Source organism: Halomonas sp. GFAJ-1 (assembly GCA_002966495.1).
Lineage (GTDB): Bacteria > Pseudomonadota > Gammaproteobacteria > Pseudomonadales > Halomonadaceae > Vreelandella.
Genome location: CP016490.1, coordinates 1,956,151 through 1,972,876, shown reverse-complemented (window position 1 = coordinate 1,972,876; position 16,726 = coordinate 1,956,151). Strand labels below are relative to the sequence as shown.

Below are 16,726 nucleotides of genomic sequence, written 5' to 3'. Positions count from 1 at the left end.
GACTGTATGAATGTATAGTGCCAGATAAATACGAAACTACAACCCCTGCAGCGCTAGCGCGCTGCCCGCTTGTATCCCCGCCCTCAATCGGGCGAGGGTTTACGCGGATTTTTGCTAAAATAGTCAACGGTAAGGCACAAAAAGTCACCCAAGATGCTAATCGCAACGGGTGTTATGGCTTATCAATAATAACGGTGTCAAAAACAGGCAGTCTTAAAGCAAAAGGGTATAAAAAAGAGTGTAAGATGCTTATTGGCTCCCCGAGCAGGACTCGAACCTGCGACCCAATGATTAACAGTCATTTGCTCTACCAACTGAGCTATCGAGGAACATTACATATTGCTGATGTGTTGAGAGTGAGGCCACTGAAGTTACAAACGACTTACTTCAGAATGTTGGCTCCTCGAGCAGGACTCGAACCTGCGACCCAATGATTAACAGTCATTTGCTCTACCAACTGAGCTATCGAGGAACATTACATATTGCTGATGTGTTGAGAGTGAGGCCACTGAAGTTACAAACGACTTACTTCAGAATGTTGGCTCCTCGAGCAGGACTCGAACCTGCGACCCAATGATTAACAGTCATTTGCTCTACCAACTGAGCTATCGGGGAATGTTTTACCGTACATGGTAATTATAGCAGAACAGCAATTTGGCTCCTCGAGCAGGACTCGAACCTGCGACCCAATGATTAACAGTCATTTGCTCTACCAACTGAGCTATCGGGGAATGTTTTACCGTACATGGTAATTATAGCAGAACAGCAATTTGGCTCCTCGAGCAGGACTCGAACCTGCGACCCAATGATTAACAGTCATTTGCTCTACCAACTGAGCTATCGAGGAACATTACATATTGCTGATGTGTTGAGAGTGAGGCCACTGAAGTTACAAACGACTTACTTCAGAATGTTGGCTCCTCGAGCAGGACTCGAACCTGCGACCCAATGATTAACAGTCATTTGCTCTACCAACTGAGCTATCGAGGAACATTACATATTGCTGATGTGTTGAGAGTGAGGCCACTGAAGTTACAAACGACTTACTTCAGAATGTTGGCTCCTCGAGCAGGACTCGAACCTGCGACCCAATGATTAACAGTCATTTGCTCTACCAACTGAGCTATCGAGGAACTGCTCAAACACGGTGCGTAGTATACTGATTGAAACGCTTAGGTCAAGTATCGTTTCCTGGTGAACGCTAGCCCCTGGTTTCTTGTGCCCGTATAATGCCCTCCATTCTACGGCAGCCATTAGCTGCTCATGAGTTTTCATTCATCCCTCGTCCCCCCGACGACCCATAGACGACAGGTACCGATGGCGAAGAAGCTTTTTATCAAAACGCACGGCTGCCAAATGAACGAGTACGACTCCTCCCGTATGGCGGATATGCTCGGCGAATCTCATCAGCTGGAATTGACCGATAACGAGAAAGAAGCAGACGTGATTCTGCTGAACACCTGCTCGATTCGCGAAAAGGCTCAAGATAAGGTCTACCACCAACTGGGTCGCTGGAAAAAGCTTAAAGACGCCAACCCAGACCTAGTGATTGGCGTAGGCGGCTGCGTGGCTAGCCAAGAAGGTGAAGCGCTGCGTAAGCGGGCCCCCTTTGTGGACATGATATTCGGCCCACAAACGCTACACCGCGTGCCCAAGATGCTGGACGCCCGCAACAATAACCAAATTGCTGCAGTGGACGTTACCTTCCCTGAAATCGAAAAATTTGATCACCTGCCTCAGCCAACATCCGACGGCGCGACGGCATTTGTTTCGATCATGGAAGGCTGCTCGAAATACTGCACCTTCTGTGTAGTGCCCTACACCCGCGGTGAAGAGGTCTCTCGCCCCTTCGAGGCCGTGATGGACGAGGTGATTCACTTAGCCGACCAAGGCGTGCGAGAGGTCAACCTGTTGGGCCAAAACGTTAACGCCTACCGCGGCGATAACGAGGATGGCGATGAGATTGACCTTGCCGAGCTGATCGCCTGTGTCGCCGCCGTCGATGGCATCGACCGTATCCGCTTTACAACTTCGCACCCAGTGGAGTTCACCGACAGCTTGGTCGACGCCTTTGCCGATATTCCAGAGCTGGTCAGCCACCTGCACCTTCCCGTGCAGTCTGGCTCTGACCGCATCTTGAGTGCTATGAAGCGGGGCCACACCGCCGAAGAGTACATTGAGAAAATGGAGCGCATCCGCGCTAATCGCCCGGATATTAGTTTCTCCTCTGACTTTATTATTGGCTTCCCTGGCGAGACCGAAGAGGATTTCGAAGCAACGATGGATCTGATTCATCGCATTGGCTTTGACCACTCCTTCAGCTTTGTTTACTCAGCGCGCCCAGGTACGCCCGCTTCTGGCCTGCCGGATGAAACGCCAGAAAGCGTTAAAAAGCAGCGACTCGCCATTTTGCAGGAACGAATTCTGCAGCAGACTGCTCAGATCAGCCGCCGCATGGTCGGCACTACTCAGCGAGTATTGGTCTCCGGCTTCTCACCAAGAGACCCTGGCCAACTCTCGGGCCGTACCGAAAATAACCGCGTGGTTAACTTTCGCGCGGCCAACCCTACGGAGCTTATTGGCTACTTTGTGGACGTGGAAATCACCGAAGCACTGCCCAATTCACTGCGTGGTGAGCTTGCTTCTGACGAGCGTTATTAATTATTCGCTATCCTAGGTAATTGCCCCGGCACCGCCGGGGCAGTAAGCTGAAGCTCACACACATCAACTAACGGGTTTCTTACTCTTGAGCCAGCCATCACCTCAGGCCAATCGCATTATCACCCTAAGCCTTGAACCCAATGACCCGCAGCGGCTTGCCAGCCTATGCGGCCAACAGGACGAGCACCTAAAACTGATTGAGAGCCGCCTGGACGTGACACTGCGCAACCGGGGCAATATTTTTCAGTTGGCCGGTGCTGCGAACCGTATTAAAGCGGCTGCTAACGTGCTGGAACATCTCTACCGTGAAACGGCGGCTAGTGAACTTGAAGCCGACACGGTGCACTTATTTCTCCAAGAGTCTGGCCTGGAAGCGCTAGAAGAAGAAGTGGATGGCGATGGCGGTGGTGATGACGTGGTGATGCGAACGCCGCGCACCATGATCAAGCCCCGTGGGTTGAACCAGCAGCGCTACGTGCAAAGCATCCGTGAGCACGATATCAACTTTGGCATTGGGCCTGCCGGTACCGGTAAAACCTACCTAGCCGTAGCCGCTGCCGTGGAAGCACTCAACCAGCAGGAAGTTCGCCGTATTCTACTGGTGCGCCCTGCGGTAGAAGCGGGAGAAAAGCTAGGCTTTTTGCCGGGGGATCTCGCCCAGAAGATCGACCCTTACCTGCGCCCGCTTTACGATGCGCTGTACGAGATGATCGGTTTTGAGCAGGTCGCCAAGCTGATTGAGCGCCAGGTGATTGAAATCGCCCCGCTGGCTTATATGCGCGGACGCACGCTGAATAACTCTTACATCATCTTGGATGAGAGCCAAAACACCACGCCGGAACAGATGAAAATGTTCCTCACGCGGATTGGCTTTGGCTCGACAGCGGTGATTACTGGTGACATCACCCAGGTAGACCTGCCACGCGGGCAGCGCTCTGGGCTGTCTCAGGTACTGGACGTGCTTAAAGAAACGCCGGGAATCGGCGTGACCCACTTTGCGGCCAAAGATGTTGTGCGTCATCCGCTGGTTCAGCGCATCATCGAGGCCTACGATGAGTTTGAATCTCAGCAGGAAGTGGAACAGCGCGCCCGCCGTGAGACTCGCCAACAGGAGCGCGAAGCCCGCCTACACGCGCTTGAACGCTCAGGAAACGCACCGTAATGAGCGATATTGCGATTGATCGCCAGGTAGCTATTAATGAGCCGCAGCTACCCACTCTTGAACAGCTCACCCTTTGGGTGGGCTGTGTGTTTTCACGCCATCCGGATGACGAGCGCTTAGAGCTGACCATTCGCTTGGTCGGCAACGCTGAAAGCCAAGCGCTGAACCGCGACTATCGGGGTAAGGATAAGCCCACCAATGTGCTCTCCTTCCCTTTTGAGAACCCACCAGGCATGACACTACCGCTGCTGGGCGATCTAATTATTTGTCACGATATCGTCGCTCAGGAGGCAAGCGAGCAGCACAAGTCGCTGACGCATCATTACGCCCATATGGTCATCCACGGCACCCTGCATTTAATGGGCTACGATCATATTGACGAGCAAGAGGCAGAGGAGATGGAGCAGATCGAGCGTGAGCTTCTCGCCTCGCTGGATATTCCTGATCCTTACCTGAGTAACTGTCTGTGACTGCCCACACGTCACTTGTTACACCTAACGTATCTGCCCGTAACTGAGAGATGAGACGCAATGAGCGAAGACCGATCGAGCAACCCCAATCAAAAATCCTGGCTCGAGAAACTCTTTGGCGCCCTTTCCGGTGACAATGACGAACCCAGCTCACGGGATGAGCTGATGACGTTTTTACGCCACACTGCAGGAAAGCTGAAGCTTGACCAAGACGCCATCATGATTATTGAAGGCGCACTTGAGATTAGCGACCAGCAGGTGCGGGAAATATTAATTCCACGCTCCCAGGTGTCGGCGATTACGCTTGATCAAACCAGCGATGGCTACCTGCCCCTCATTCAGGAAACTGGCCACTCTCGCTATCCGGTGATCGGTGAGAACCTTGATGATGTTAAAGGTATTCTACTGGTTAAAGATTTGCTTCCCCTGCTCTCGCAGACCCAAGAGAGCCGTGATGCTTTTAAGCTGGAAGATGTGCTACGTCCGGCCATGTTTATTCCGGAGTCCAAGCGCTTAAACAGCCTGCTTAAGGAGTTCCGCGACACCCACAACCACATGGCGATAGTGGTGGACGAGTACGGCGGCACTGCGGGCATTATCACCATTGAGGACATTCTGGAGCAGATTGTCGGGGATATCGAAGATGAACACGATACCGACGAAGAGGACGATATCCGCACGCTGGATAACGGCCACTTCGCGATTCGCGCTTTAACCCCCATTGAAGACTTCAACGAACGGTTCGGCACCAAGTTTTCCGATGACGAGTTTGACACCGTTGGCGGCTTGGTGATGCAGCAGTTTGGTCACTTGCCGGGGCGTGGCGAGCATACCTGCTTCGGCGGCTGGCGCTTTGTCATCCTGAATGCTGACAACCGGCGAATCCGCTTACTTGAAGCGTATCCCGATCAAAACACCGACAGTGACGACGCGGGCGACGACTAACCATCTATTCAGATTACTTTTCGATAGGATATCACCATGGGGTTGACGCCCACGTTTGCGCTTCAGCTGCTGGCCGCCCTGGTGGCGGGCGGCTTTACCACGCTCACCGCCTCACCGTTTGAACTGTGGTGGCTAGGGCCCGTTGCGATTGCCCTTTTATACACTGGCATGCACACCTTAACCCCGGCCCAAGCGGCGCTAAAAGGCTGGCTATATGGCGTAGCGCTGTTTGCCAGCGGCACTTCTTGGGTGTATGTCTCTATTCATGACTATGGCTATACCGGCATGCCCTTGGCGGTGTTTCTTACCGCGCTATTTGTGGCCGTTTTAGCCCTGTTTTTTGCCGGTACCTTCTGGCTCTATCGACGCTTTTTTGGCCCCCGCTGGGCATTGTTAACCTTCGCGGGCGCCTGGGTGTTAGGGGAAGTACTGCGCACCTACCTCTTTACCGGCTTTCCTTGGCTGCTGGTTGGTTCAAGCTATGTCGATTCTCCCCTTGCCAGCTGGGCACCCATCGGCGGCGTTTACCTGCTTTCGCTATTCGTCGTGCTCACGGGAACCTTAGGGGCAGAGCTATTGCGTCGCCAGTGGTGGGCGTTAGCGCCGATCGCCGTTATTTGGCTGGCGCCGTTGGCGCTCCCCACGCTCTGGACCACACCGGTTGATGAGCCTACTCGCGTTGCGCTGCTGCAAGGCAACCTGCCACAGCTTTTAAAGTGGACGCCAGAAGGCCAGCGGGTGGCCGCCAATACCTATAGCAATCTAACCCGTGAGGTCGCCGATAACGTAGACCTCATCCTGTGGCCCGAAACCGCGCTACCCATGATGGAGCATCAGGCCCAGCCTGTACTTGAGCGGGTGCAGGCCAATTTGCCCCCCGGCGCCGCATTAATGACAGGCATTGTTCAGTTAGATGAACAGAGTCGTTACTTCAACAGCGTCATCGGGGTAGGCAATGTAGAAGGCAGTTATCAAAAAGAGCACCTAGTACCGTTTGGTGAGTATCTTCCGTTAGAAAGTGTATTGCGCGGCGCTATTAACTTTTTTGACCTCCCGATGTCGAGCTTTACTAAGGGCGCCTCTGGACAAGCTCCTATGCAGGCTGCGGGCGTAAGCATAGGCAACGCTATTTGCTATGAAATTATCTATCCGCAGCTTGTTGCACGGCGTGCAGCTGATAGCGAGGTGATTGTCACAGTGTCTAACGATACGTGGTTTGGCGCCTCCATCGGGCCTCACCAGCACCTGCAAATGGCCCGCCTGCGCGCGCTGGAAAACGGCCGCTATGTAGTGCGCGCCACCAGTAATGGTATTACCGCGATTATTGATCCAAGAGGTGAGCTGGTGGATCGAGCGCCACAGTTTGAAACCACCTACTTAACCGGCGAGTTCTACGCCATGGAGGGGCTAACGCCGTTCACTCGCATGGGTAGTTGGCCCACGTGGTTATTAGCTGGATTGCTACTGTTACCTGGGCTACCCCGCCGTCGTTAGCTCTAGTCGCCTAGCAAGCACCCAAAAGCCCCTGCCACCCAAAGGGTGGCAGGGGCTTTTTTAGGGCTATTAACTCAGCTCATTGTGTAAAAATAACGAGAGAATCAAGCGTTAGGCGTTTCGCCCAACACCTCGGGAATCGTCATTTTTACGTAGCGGCCTGGCGCAGGTTCAATCACCTTTAGCTCGCCCTCTCCGGGCTGGCGAACGGGCACCATCTTTTTCGGGTCAGCGTCCGCATAGCCGTTCTTAGTGACCCACGCCTGCCAGTGTGGCCACCAAGAGCCTTCATTAAACGTCGCCCCCTCTTGCCATGCCTCATGGGTTTCTGGCAACGCATCGTTGGTCCAGTAGCCGTACTTATTTTTATGGGGCGGGTTCACAATGCCTGCGATATGGCCAGAGCCGCCCAAGACAAACGTTACCGGCCCTTTGGGCAACAGCGCACCGTAATAGGTACTATTCCATTTGGCGATATGATCTTCTTTAGTCGACACAAAGTAGCACGGTGCCGATACTTTACGCAGGTCAATCTTCACCTCGTCTAACTCAATACCACCTGGCTCTACCAAGCGGTTTTCCAGGTACATATGGCGCAGGTACCACGCGTGTGTACCTGCTGGCAGGTTGGTACCATCGGTATTCCAATACAGTAAATCAAACGCTGCAGGAATTTCACCTTTCAGATAATTATTGATATAGAACGACCAGAACAGATCATTCTCACGCAATAAATTAAAGGTGTAGGCCATCGAGCGGCCATCTAAATACCCCTTCATTTCTAGCGTATTCTCAATCCCTTCCACCACGCGCTCGTTAAGGAATACGCCTATATCTCCGGGGTCGCGGAAATCTTGCAGCGTTGCCATATAGGTAACGGACTTCACTTTGCGCGCGCGCCGCGTACTCGTTAGGTAGGCCACAGTCGAGGCGGTTAACGTCCCACCCACACAGTAGCTCAACAGATTGACCGACTTCTCGCCACAGGCCTGCTCAATGGCTTCCATCGCGCTGATGGGGCCCATTTGCATGTAATCAGCCCAGGTGATGTCGCGCTGCTCTGGGCCAGGGTTACGCCAGGAAATCAGGAAGACGGTATGCCCCTGATCTACCATCCATTTGACTAACGAGTTATCTTCCCGCAGATCCAATATGTAATATTTATTGATCCACGGTGGCACGATTAACAGCGGTGTCTTAAAGGTTTTTTCCGTCGTAGGCGTGTATTGAATTAACTGAATCAGTTCATTCTCATACACGACAGCACCGGGCGTGACAGCAATATTGTCGCCTACGCCAAAGGCGCTGCGATCGGTCATGCGTACGTTAATGCCTTCCGCAGAGTTGGCTAAATCTTCACGTAGGCGGGTAAGACCGTCGACAAGATTTTGTCCCCGGGTTTCCAGCGTACAGCGCATCACTTCAGGGTTGGTAGAAACAAAGTTGGTGGGCGCCATGGCGTTGACCAGCTGACGCGCATAAAAAGCCAGGTTACGCTTATGGATAGGGTCTAGCGTATCCAGCCCATCAATCAGCTCTTCTACCATCTGCGAAAACAGCAGGTACTGCTGCATAATCGATAAGTAGTAGGGTTCTTGTGTCCAGGCTTCATCTTTAAAGCGACGATCGCCTTTTGCCGGCGTTACCAATGGCGTCACCTGCTCGCCAGCCATCGCGCGAATACCCTGTTGCCAGAGCAACCACTGGTCTTGTACTAACCGTGACTGCGTTTGCCACAGCAAGTTAGGGTCGCTCATTAGCGACTTCGCGGCGGCTTCAAAGCTCTCGCGCATGTCGCTATGAACGGAGTCTGCGGCTTCACTGGGTGCCATTCGCGTTAGTAAGTCTTCAAAGAGACCTCGGTACTGTTCGCCGATCTCACTAATCTGCGCCTTCCATGTCTCCATCTCTTCTTGAGACATTGCTTTAGACGGCAATTTCCACCCTGACTGCATACTCGCTCTCCCCTACCCTGCATGTGGCGTGGCCCACGCCCAGGCAATATCATTCAGAAACAACACGGCGCCCCTAGAGGCGCCGCTGACAGTGCTATTTTAGTTTTTGCGTGAAGACTGGCTGGAGGCTTTCGCGGGCTGTTCGCCTTTCACAGCGGACGTTGCCTGCTCGCTCATTTTCTGCCCAGCCTCGCTGAACAGCTTTTCCATTTCGGATTTAAACTGCAGGCTCATTTCGCCCATCACACGAGCATCTTCCTGCATTTGTTGAGATAGTTCGTTCATCATTTCGGCTTGTTTAGTGCCAAAATCGCGCAGACTTTCTGCGTCTTTAATCTCGGTGGCACTGCGAATGCGCTCAGTTCCCATTTGGCTGTAACGCTTCATGGCTTCTAACTGGTACTGCGTCAGCTTCTCCATGTTGTTGAGCATCAGCGAATTCATCTTACGCATCGGCTCAAACATCTGGCGGGTCTGAGTGTTGAAGGCGTCCATCATTTTATCTTGCATTGTATTTGCTCCTGTCTCTCGTTCCTTGGCATGAGCCTGGAGAGGCTCATCACACGGCGCATTGCTGCACTGCAAAAAGAGTAATCGTTGGCATGGTGCTTTGCAACATAGCACTTAGTTAACACGGTGCTTTGCAACATTTTTAAGATAGCGCCCGTGCCCGCCTACCCTTTTGCCCGAGAGCGGGAGGAGGCAGTGGCTTTTGCCTTGCTGCTTCTCTCGCTCGTGGTACTTTTGCTGGCGTCTTCTTGACTGCTTTCATTATGGCTTGTGTCGCTACCGCCATCACTGCTGGCAGAACCGGCTTGGCGCAGCATATCCAGCATCATTTGCTGATAGGTGCCGAAGTTAGCGAGCCCCTGTGAAAGCCCCTGCTGCATCATCGGCTGCTGCAGATAGGGACGCATTAAGCTCATCGGGTCGTACCCTTCTACGCCCGACTCCATTTGCCGCTGAATATTTTCCAGCATGCTTTGCTGAAACGCCTCAACATCGGGCAACCCCAAGGATTGCCGAAACTCATCCGGCGTCAGGTCAAACTCAACGTTAATTTTCATAGGCGACTCCTTAACCGTCTCACTTGAGTGTAGCAGTGAACCAACGACTCAACCGGGAGGTTATCGCTAGTTTAAACGCGGCGTATCAACGCTAACGTCAGCATTTTGGCCACGGTGGCGTAACCAGTGGTCAAGCAGCGTGACCGCCATCATCGCCTCGGCAATCGGCGTTGCCCGAATACCCACACATGGGTCGTGGCGCCCTTTGGTAATAACCTCTACCGGCTGGCCGTGTACATCAATAGAGCGCCCCGGCGTCGTAATGCTTGACGTTGGCTTGAGCGCCAGACGGGCAACAATTGGCTGGCCACTGGAAATTCCGCCCAGCACGCCGCCCGCGTGGTTGGAAAGAAAGCCTTCCGGTGTCATTTCATCGCGGTGCTCGCTGCCGCGCTGGGCTACCGAGCCAAAACCTGCACCAATCTCAATGCCTTTCACCGCATTAATACTCATTAAGCCGTGGGCGAGATCAGCATCCAGCCGGTCAAACACCGGCTCACCTAGTCCGACCGGGACGCCGTCGGCAATGACAGTAATTTCTGCGCCCACGGAGTCTTGATCCCGACGCAGCTGATCCATATAGCTTTCAAGTTCGGTAACTTTATCTGGGTCGGGGCAGAAGAAGGCGTTTTCTCCTACCGCATCCCAGGTTTTAAAGTCGATTTTGATGGGGCCCAACTGGCTCATATAGCCACGAACCTGAACACCTTGCGCCGCCAACACTTTTTTAGCGATGGCACCAGCCGCTACGCGCATCGCGGTTTCCCGCGCGCTGGAACGGCCGCCACCTCGATAGTCTCGGTGGCCGTACTTATGGTGATAGGTGTAGTCGGCGTGGGCAGGCCGGAACTGGTCTTTTATCTTAGAGTAGTCTTTGGAGCGCTGATCGGTGTTCTCAATTAACAGGCCAATCGACGTCCCGGTGGTTTTACCTTCAAATACGCCCGAAAGAATCCGCACTTGGTCAGGCTCTTTGCGCTGGGTAGTGTGGCGAGAACTGCCGGGGCGGCGGCGGTCTAAATCCCCCTGCAAATCCTCTTCGCTGATTGGGATGCCAGGAGGACAGCCGTCGACAATGGCTCCCAATGCGGGGCCGTGGCTCTCGCCAAAGGTAGTGACAGTAAATAGTTTGCCAAACGTATTGCCAGACATGGGCGTTAATTCCTCACGCAAAAGACGCCGCATGGGCGTCGAGTTCAGCGGCGCTCAAGGCAAACACGCCCTGGCCGCCACGCTCGAAGTCAAGCCAAATAAAGGGTACCTCAGGAAAGGCAGCCTCTACATGGCGGTCAGAGTTACCAACTTCGACAATCAGCCAGCCCTCATTAGTTAAATGCGGCCGCGCTTCACGCAGAATGCGCCGCACAATATCCAAACCATCGCTACCCGCCCCTAACGCTAGCGACGGTTCATGCCGAAACTCAGCGGGCATGGTGGCCAAGTCACGAGCATCCACATAGGGCGGGTTAGAGACAATCAGGTCAAAACGCTGGCCTTCCAATCCGTCAAACACGTCCGATTCCACCGCGCGGACTCGGTCTCCCACGTCGTGGCGAGTAATGTTTTGCCGGGCAACGGCAAGGGCATCTTGGCTAATATCCGCCAGGGCAACTTCACAGGTGGGAAATACTAGCGCGGTGGCTATACCAATGCAGCCAGAGCCAGTACATAAATCCAGCACGCGAGCAGGCGGCTCTTCCGGGAACCAGGCGGCAAAGCCATCCTCAATTAGTTCGCCGATGGGCGAGCGAGGAATAAGTACCCGCTCGTCCACGCTGAAGGGGTAGCCCGCGAAAAAAGCCTCCCCCAGCAGGTAGGGCAAGGGGCGACGAGTAGTCACCCGCTCTTGTGCTAGGCGAATAATGCGCTCGCGCTCAATCGGTAAAAGCCGTGCGTCCAGCACCGCGGGGTCGACATTCCAGGGCAGATGCAGCGCACCTAAACAGAGCGCTACCGCCTCATCCCAGGGAGACTCGGTGCCATGACCATAGTGCAAGCCTGCCAAATAGAATTCGCTGGACACCCAGCGCAGATAGTCGCGCAGTGTCAAAAGATCGCTCAGCAGCGTTGAGTCTGGCAACAAAAGCGTTGAGTGGGAGGTCTCATCATTGAGATGCGTAGTCACAGCGGCTCCTGGCGTAAAAGTTCGTAGAAGGATTGTACCTTTGACGCTATCCGGTTCACAGCTAGATGCTTCACAGTCTGTTTATAGCGAGGTAGTTCTCAACGTGGCGGTTCACAGTCACGTCAGGCTCGCTATACTGTCTCGCTTTGCTGTGCGCTTCTCGCTTATGCTACTTCATTAACCGTTAATTTTTGCTATTTGAGCTGCCCATGACGCGACACCTGCCCAACGACGACGATATCAGTGCCTTTCGCCAAGCGCTGCAAGCGGCAGGCGTGCGCCGTATTGCCTCTAATCAAGCCGACCTCGGCAAGCCTAAGCGTAATAGCGATGCTCAAGAAGCTCGGCGGCGGGCGGCAGTAGAAAGCAGTACCACCCAAACCAGTGGCCGCACCTCCGATGGCCGGGTGGAAGCCGTTCGGCCTTCGGAGTATTTAGAGTTCAGCGTCCCCGACCTCCCCTGGCGCACCTTTAGCCAGCTAAAGCGTGGTCAAACCGTTTGGCAAGCAGGGTTAGACCTGCACGGCTATACCCTGGAAGAGGCCCGCATTGAGCTTGAAAGTTTTCTAAGGGACTCTTCCGCCCAGGGGCTGCGCTGCGTGTTGGTGGTTCACGGCAAGGCCTGGGGGTCAACCTCGGACTTTCCAGTCCTCAAAAGCCATACCAATACGTGGCTGCGTGAATGGCCCAGCGTGCTGGCTTTTTGCTCCGCCACCGATGTCGATGGTGGCACCGGGGCCGTCTATATTCTGCTGCGTAAACGTGGCCAGTAGCTTACTGCATTGCGTCTGAGGCAATGCCGGGCATCCTGCGCTCCAACGCTTGATTCGCCAAGTGGCGCCCCAGGCGAATCAAGTCGTTGGCGCGGTGGAACTCATAGGTACTGCAAACCGTCTTGGGAATTTCGATCAGCACATCCGGCGGGTAACCCGCAATTTTATACTTTGCCAGCGCCGCTTGCGTAATATCAAACGACTCTAAAATCATATCCAGTTTGCCCCACTCGCGCCTACCACGCAGATCAACCGTTTCATCGACGTCGCTCTCTTCGCCGTTGTTGATGCTTAGTCCATCCCATAGCCGCCGCGTGGTGGCACGCACATCGTCCATCCACCCACCAATATTGGCATCCCGGTCGCGCTCTAAGGCAGTGCGGGTGTCGCTGTCCTCTTCACCCGGTAACAACTCTTCTAATGAGATTGGTTGGGGGCTGTGGGCGGTGACGTTGACGGCCACCACAAAGTCCGCTTCGTGAGCAGCGAGAATCGGCATCATCGGCAGCGGGTTCAGTAAGCCGCCATCCACCAACACTTGGGCACCGATATGTACCGGCGTAATAACGCCCGGCACCGCGATAGAGGCTCGAATCGCTCTTAACAGCGGGCCATTCTGAAACCACACTTCGCGCTGGCGCACTAAATCGGTCGCTACGGTGGTGACAGGTATCGGCAGATCTTCGATCAGCGTATCGCCTACCAGGGATTCCAACTTGCTCATCACTTTATTTGCTCGCATGGCCCCCATCGGGCTCCAGGTGACATCGACGAGCTTCAGCACATCCAGGTAATCCAGGTTACACACCCACTCCCGGTACTCGGGCAGCTTCCCTGATGCGTAAACACCGCCAATAAGGGCGCCCATGGAGCATCCAGCAATAGAAATTATTTCAAAGCCTCGCGCCTCAAGCGCTTCAATAACACCTATATGGGCATAGCCCCTGGCGCCACCGCTACCCAACACCAGTGCCACTTTATTGCCGGTACGCTCAATACCGTTGGCGCTGCTAGCACTCACTTGACTACCCGCGACGTGCGTTAGTTTATTCATGTCGTTCGTCCTACGGCTGCCCCGTCGTTTCTTTATGACAGTGTTGGACCACCACACTGGCTACTTGATCAACGGCTTTAGGTTCAAGGTGTAAGTGGTGGCCACCCGCAAGTACCTGGCGGGTTAAATGAGGCACCGCTTGGCGGGCCTTTTCCGCCCAGGCACGCTCGCCTAAAATACCGCGCGCTCCTTCTATCAATAGCACCGGCGCTTGTATCTCCGCCAGTAATGCCAATACTTGCTGGGGGGTAAAGCGCACCAGCGAAGGCTTTAGCAGGCGAGAATCGGTGCGCATCTGCACATGCCCGTCTGACGTCGCCTGGGTGTTACGCTCGACCAGCGGAGTGGCGGTCATCGTGTCTAGCGGGGTTACCCCACCGGCTACTCGTGCGGCAACTGCGCTCTCAATATCAGGATAGCGGGGCGCGCGGGAAAGCGGGCGGCGATAGGCCAACAACCCTTTACGCAACTGACTGGCCGTCTCTTCGGCTTCAGTATTTAGTGCGCCTAGCCCATCCAGCAAGACCAACCGTTCAACCCGCTCGGGTAGCGCTGAGGCGAGTAAACAGGCCACCGCCGCCCCCATGGAGTGAGCAAGCAGTACAGCCTGCTCAATATTTAGGGCATCCATAACATCTAGCACATCGTGGCTATAGTCCCACAGCGCGTAGTCACTACCTGCTGGCGAATGCGCAGAGTGGCCGTGGCCACGAAAATCGATAGCCACAATACGAATATCCAGCGCTTCCACTAAGCGCGGCGCTAGGCGCGTAAAGCTTGCCGCGTTATCTAGCCAGCCATGTAGGGCAAGCCAAGTAGGCGCATTGGCACGCCCCCAGCTCAGGGCTGCTAGCCGCCCATGGGCTAACGAAAGTGGCTGCGCGGCACTGCCTGTTGCCGAAGAAAAAGTGGGGGTAGTCATAAACAGTATCTCTAAGCGAAAGCCCTACGTCTTTGTGGGGGTAAGAAGGTGATGTGTAGTTTGTCAGATGACGCTATTCGGCGTAGACGTTACCATGCTCAGCGCAAGGCTTCTGCCGCTTTTGACGCCCCTACTACTTTGGAGTTTGCTATGAAACCCCGCCGTGACACCCGTGCCCGCAATTTAGTGTTCTTGATTACCATCGTCAGCGCCTTAGTGGTGGGCCTTTGGCTAGCCCGCTAACCCTGGCTGGCTAAGTTAGGCGCTTGCATTTTTTTACTCATGAATAAATACTGCCTACAACAACTGTATATAAACACACTACTTATTCATGAGGATGCTGACGATGCCGTCTCAACCCACTACTGTTGCGACAGCCCAGCCGTTAACGTCTCAGCCGCTGCCCTTTCCTCCGTTACATGGTCGCGCCGGTTTTAGCGGCTTTCCTTCCCCCGCCCAGGATTATGAACAGCGCACGCTGGATCTCAACGTTCGGCTAATCAAAAACCCTACCCAGACGTTTTACCTTACCGCCAGAGGCGACAGCATGGAGGGCTGGGGTATTTTCGACGGCGATCTGCTGGTAGTGGATCGCAGCGTGCAGCCGCGCCTTGGCCATATACTGGTGGCCATGTTTAACGAAGAAGTACTGATTAAGCGCTACGCGCTGCATGGCGGTACACCACACCTCTGCTCGTCCCATCCCCACTACCCACCGCTGCCTTTAAAGGGCACAGAGTGCCAACTATGGGGGGTGGTACGTGCGGTGGTTCATGAGTATTTGCCATGATCGGCCTCGTCGATGCCAACAACTTTTATGTCAGCTGTGAGCGGATATTTGCCCCATCGCTTGAAGGCAAAGCCGTGGGTGTGATGTCCAATAACGATGGCTGTGTTATTGCCCGCTCGGCTGAAATGAAGGCGATGGAGATACCTATGGGCACTCCATCTTTCCAGTTGGAAGGGTTACGGCGCCAGGGTGAGATTTATCTATTGTCATCCAATTACGAGCTATACGGCGATATGTCAGCGCGGCTTGCCCAGCTGCTGGAGGACGCCTGCCCAGACATGGCGCCTTACTCCATTGATGAAATGTTTATCTATTTAGACGGATTGAGCGAGCCGCAGTGCCAAGCCATAGGTGAAGCGCTACGCCGACGCATTCGCCGCCATCTTGGGCTACCGGTATGCGTAGGGCTTGCCCCCACCCATACACTGGCAAAGCTCGCCAACCATGTGGCTAAAAAACAGCCACACTACCAGGGCGTCTGCTTGCTTAACGCACATAGCTACACCACCAAGGCGCTACTTAAACAGCTGCCGGTCAGCGCTGTATGGGGCGTAGGCAGGCGGCTGGCCGAGCGGCTCGCCATTTACGGCATACGTACAGCGTGGGAGCTGCGGGAGAGTGATACCAAGGCGCTGCGCAAGCGCTTTTCCGTGGTGCTGGCTCGCACGGCGTTAGAGCTGCGCGGCACACCCTGCCTGGAAATGAACGCCGTGGAGCAGCCACGCCAGCGGATTATGACCTCCCGCTCTTTTGGCAAGGCAACCGGCGATCAAGCAGAGCTACACGCAGCACTGCGGCGCCACGCCCAGCGTAGCGCCGAAAAACTGCGCCAACAACATAGCTTGGCCCGCGCTGTAATGCTCTTTTTAAGTACCAACCGTCACCGCAAAGACCAGCCGCAGTATTACCCCAGGGCGATGATCTCGTTGCCTATCCCCAGCGACGATACGCGGCTTATTCTCCAGGCCGTACGTGAAGGGCTAATGCAGATATACCGCCCTGGGCATCACTTTATAAAAGCGGGTGTCATGTTGCTGGACTTAGTCGATGCCCAGGCGCATCAGCTGTCGTTACTCCAGCCAACGTTACAGACGCACCCACATTTGATGGGGACGGTAGATGCCATTAATCAGCGCATGGGCCAAGGCACGATACGTTTTGGCATGACGGATGCCCAAGCACCATGGCAGCTACGCTGTGCGCATCGCTCACGGCGTTATACGACGCGGTGGGATGAGTTAATGGAGGCCGGCACACACCCTGGCGCTATACAAGCGTTTACTTCTCGCCCGTAACCGCTACGCTAGA

At 54.5% G+C, this 16,726-nt stretch carries 16 protein-coding genes and 7 tRNA genes; 9 read left to right on the top strand and 14 right to left on the bottom strand.

Translation table 11 applies throughout. The annotated features are described in order from the left end of the window. Positions 1 to 253: 253 nt before the first annotated feature. From BB497_09075 to BB497_09045, 7 genes are all read right to left on the bottom strand, one after another. A tRNA-Asn gene (locus BB497_09075) sits at positions 254 to 329 on the bottom strand. A gap of 67 nt (positions 330 to 396) precedes the next feature. After that, positions 397 to 472: transfer RNA gene (locus BB497_09070), tRNA-Asn, on the bottom strand. Between the two features lie 67 nt (positions 473 to 539). Beyond that, a tRNA-Asn gene (locus BB497_09065) sits at positions 540 to 615 on the bottom strand. A gap of 40 nt (positions 616 to 655) precedes the next feature. Then, positions 656 to 731: transfer RNA gene (locus tag BB497_09060), tRNA-Asn, on the bottom strand. A 40-nt stretch (positions 732 to 771) separates the two neighbouring features. Beyond that, positions 772 to 847 (bottom strand) — tRNA-Asn (locus BB497_09055). 67 nt (positions 848 to 914) lie between these two features. Continuing rightward, positions 915 to 990, bottom strand: a tRNA-Asn gene (locus BB497_09050). A gap of 67 nt (positions 991 to 1,057) precedes the next feature. Beyond that, a tRNA-Asn gene (locus BB497_09045) sits at positions 1,058 to 1,133 on the bottom strand. Positions 1,134 to 1,317: 184 nt separating this feature from the next. Between BB497_09045 and BB497_09040 the strand changes: the two genes are divergently transcribed. From BB497_09040 to BB497_09020, 5 genes are all read left to right on the top strand, one after another. After that, complete coding sequence (locus BB497_09040) at positions 1,318 to 2,661, top strand: tRNA (N6-isopentenyl adenosine(37)-C2)-methylthiotransferase MiaB (protein AVI62836.1); 1,344 nt, start codon at positions 1,318 to 1,320, stop codon at positions 2,659 to 2,661. 85 nt (positions 2,662 to 2,746) lie between these two features. Beyond that, on the top strand, positions 2,747 to 3,823 hold the full coding sequence (locus tag BB497_09035) for an ATP-binding protein (protein AVI62835.1): 1,077 nt from the start codon (positions 2,747 to 2,749) through the stop codon (positions 3,821 to 3,823). Beyond that, positions 3,823 to 4,293, top strand: coding sequence for an rRNA maturation RNase YbeY (locus BB497_09030; GenBank protein ID AVI62834.1), 471 nt, complete (start codon positions 3,823 to 3,825; stop codon positions 4,291 to 4,293). Before BB497_09035 ends, BB497_09030 begins: the two co-directional genes overlap by 1 nt. Before the next feature lie 60 nt (positions 4,294 to 4,353). Then, entirely contained in the window at positions 4,354 to 5,238 is an 885-nt protein-coding gene (locus BB497_09025) for a magnesium/cobalt efflux protein (GenBank protein AVI62833.1), read from the top strand. 36 nt (positions 5,239 to 5,274) lie between these two features. Continuing rightward, complete coding sequence (locus BB497_09020; GenBank protein AVI62832.1) at positions 5,275 to 6,732, top strand: apolipoprotein N-acyltransferase; 1,458 nt, start codon at positions 5,275 to 5,277, stop codon at positions 6,730 to 6,732. A 104-nt stretch (positions 6,733 to 6,836) separates the two neighbouring features. On the opposite strand, the gene BB497_09015 is transcribed toward BB497_09020, so the two are convergent. The 5 genes from BB497_09015 to BB497_08995 form a co-directional block, all read right to left on the bottom strand. Next, positions 6,837 to 8,687 carry a class I poly(R)-hydroxyalkanoic acid synthase gene (locus tag BB497_09015; protein AVI62831.1) on the bottom strand — a complete coding sequence of 617 codons (1,851 nt, stop codon included), beginning with the start codon at positions 8,685 to 8,687 and terminating at the stop codon, positions 6,837 to 6,839. A 99-nt stretch (positions 8,688 to 8,786) separates the two neighbouring features. Beyond that, complete coding sequence (locus BB497_09010; protein ID AVI62830.1) at positions 8,787 to 9,197, bottom strand: phasin family protein; 411 nt, start codon at positions 9,195 to 9,197, stop codon at positions 8,787 to 8,789. A 164-nt stretch (positions 9,198 to 9,361) separates the two neighbouring features. Beyond that, a complete protein-coding gene (locus BB497_09005; GenBank protein AVI62829.1) occupies positions 9,362 to 9,754 on the bottom strand; it encodes a hypothetical protein in 393 nt (130 codons plus the stop codon). A 66-nt stretch (positions 9,755 to 9,820) separates the two neighbouring features. Continuing rightward, on the bottom strand, positions 9,821 to 10,906 hold the full coding sequence (locus BB497_09000; protein ID AVI62828.1) for a chorismate synthase: 1,086 nt from the start codon (positions 10,904 to 10,906) through the stop codon (positions 9,821 to 9,823). Between the two features lie 13 nt (positions 10,907 to 10,919). After that, positions 10,920 to 11,879, bottom strand: a complete 960-nt coding sequence (locus BB497_08995; GenBank protein AVI62827.1) for a ribosomal protein L3 N(5)-glutamine methyltransferase — start codon at positions 11,877 to 11,879, stop codon at positions 10,920 to 10,922. Positions 11,880 to 12,088: 209 nt separating this feature from the next. Here BB497_08995 and BB497_08990 point away from each other — a divergent pair, with 209 nt between their 5' ends. Next, a complete protein-coding gene (locus BB497_08990; protein ID AVI62826.1) occupies positions 12,089 to 12,652 on the top strand; it encodes a DNA mismatch repair protein MutS in 564 nt (187 codons plus the stop codon). Position 12,653: 1 nt separating this feature from the next. On the opposite strand, the gene BB497_08985 is transcribed toward BB497_08990, so the two are convergent. After that, entirely contained in the window at positions 12,654 to 13,649 is a 996-nt protein-coding gene (locus BB497_08985) for a patatin (protein ID AVI64310.1), read from the bottom strand. A 67-nt stretch (positions 13,650 to 13,716) separates the two neighbouring features. Next, the gene (locus BB497_08980) at positions 13,717 to 14,628 is read right to left on the bottom strand and encodes an alpha/beta hydrolase (GenBank protein AVI62825.1); all 912 of its coding nucleotides are present in this window, start codon (positions 14,626 to 14,628) and stop codon (positions 13,717 to 13,719) included. Positions 14,629 to 14,688: 60 nt separating this feature from the next. On the opposite strand from BB497_08980, the gene BB497_08975 reads away from it, so the two are divergent. The 3 genes from BB497_08975 (at position 14,689) to BB497_08965 (ending at position 16,713) form a co-directional block, all read left to right on the top strand. After that, on the top strand, positions 14,689 to 14,871 hold the full coding sequence (locus tag BB497_08975; GenBank protein ID AVI62824.1) for a hypothetical protein: 183 nt from the start codon (positions 14,689 to 14,691) through the stop codon (positions 14,869 to 14,871). 103 nt (positions 14,872 to 14,974) lie between these two features. Next, positions 14,975 to 15,418, top strand: coding sequence for an SOS mutagenesis protein UmuD (locus BB497_08970; GenBank protein AVI62823.1), 444 nt, complete (start codon positions 14,975 to 14,977; stop codon positions 15,416 to 15,418). Continuing rightward, the gene (locus BB497_08965) at positions 15,415 to 16,713 is read left to right on the top strand and encodes a DNA polymerase V subunit UmuC (GenBank protein AVI62822.1); all 1,299 of its coding nucleotides are present in this window, start codon (positions 15,415 to 15,417) and stop codon (positions 16,711 to 16,713) included. The genes BB497_08970 and BB497_08965 overlap by 4 nt, the downstream gene beginning before the upstream one ends. The last annotated feature ends 13 nt before the right edge of the window (positions 16,714 to 16,726 follow it).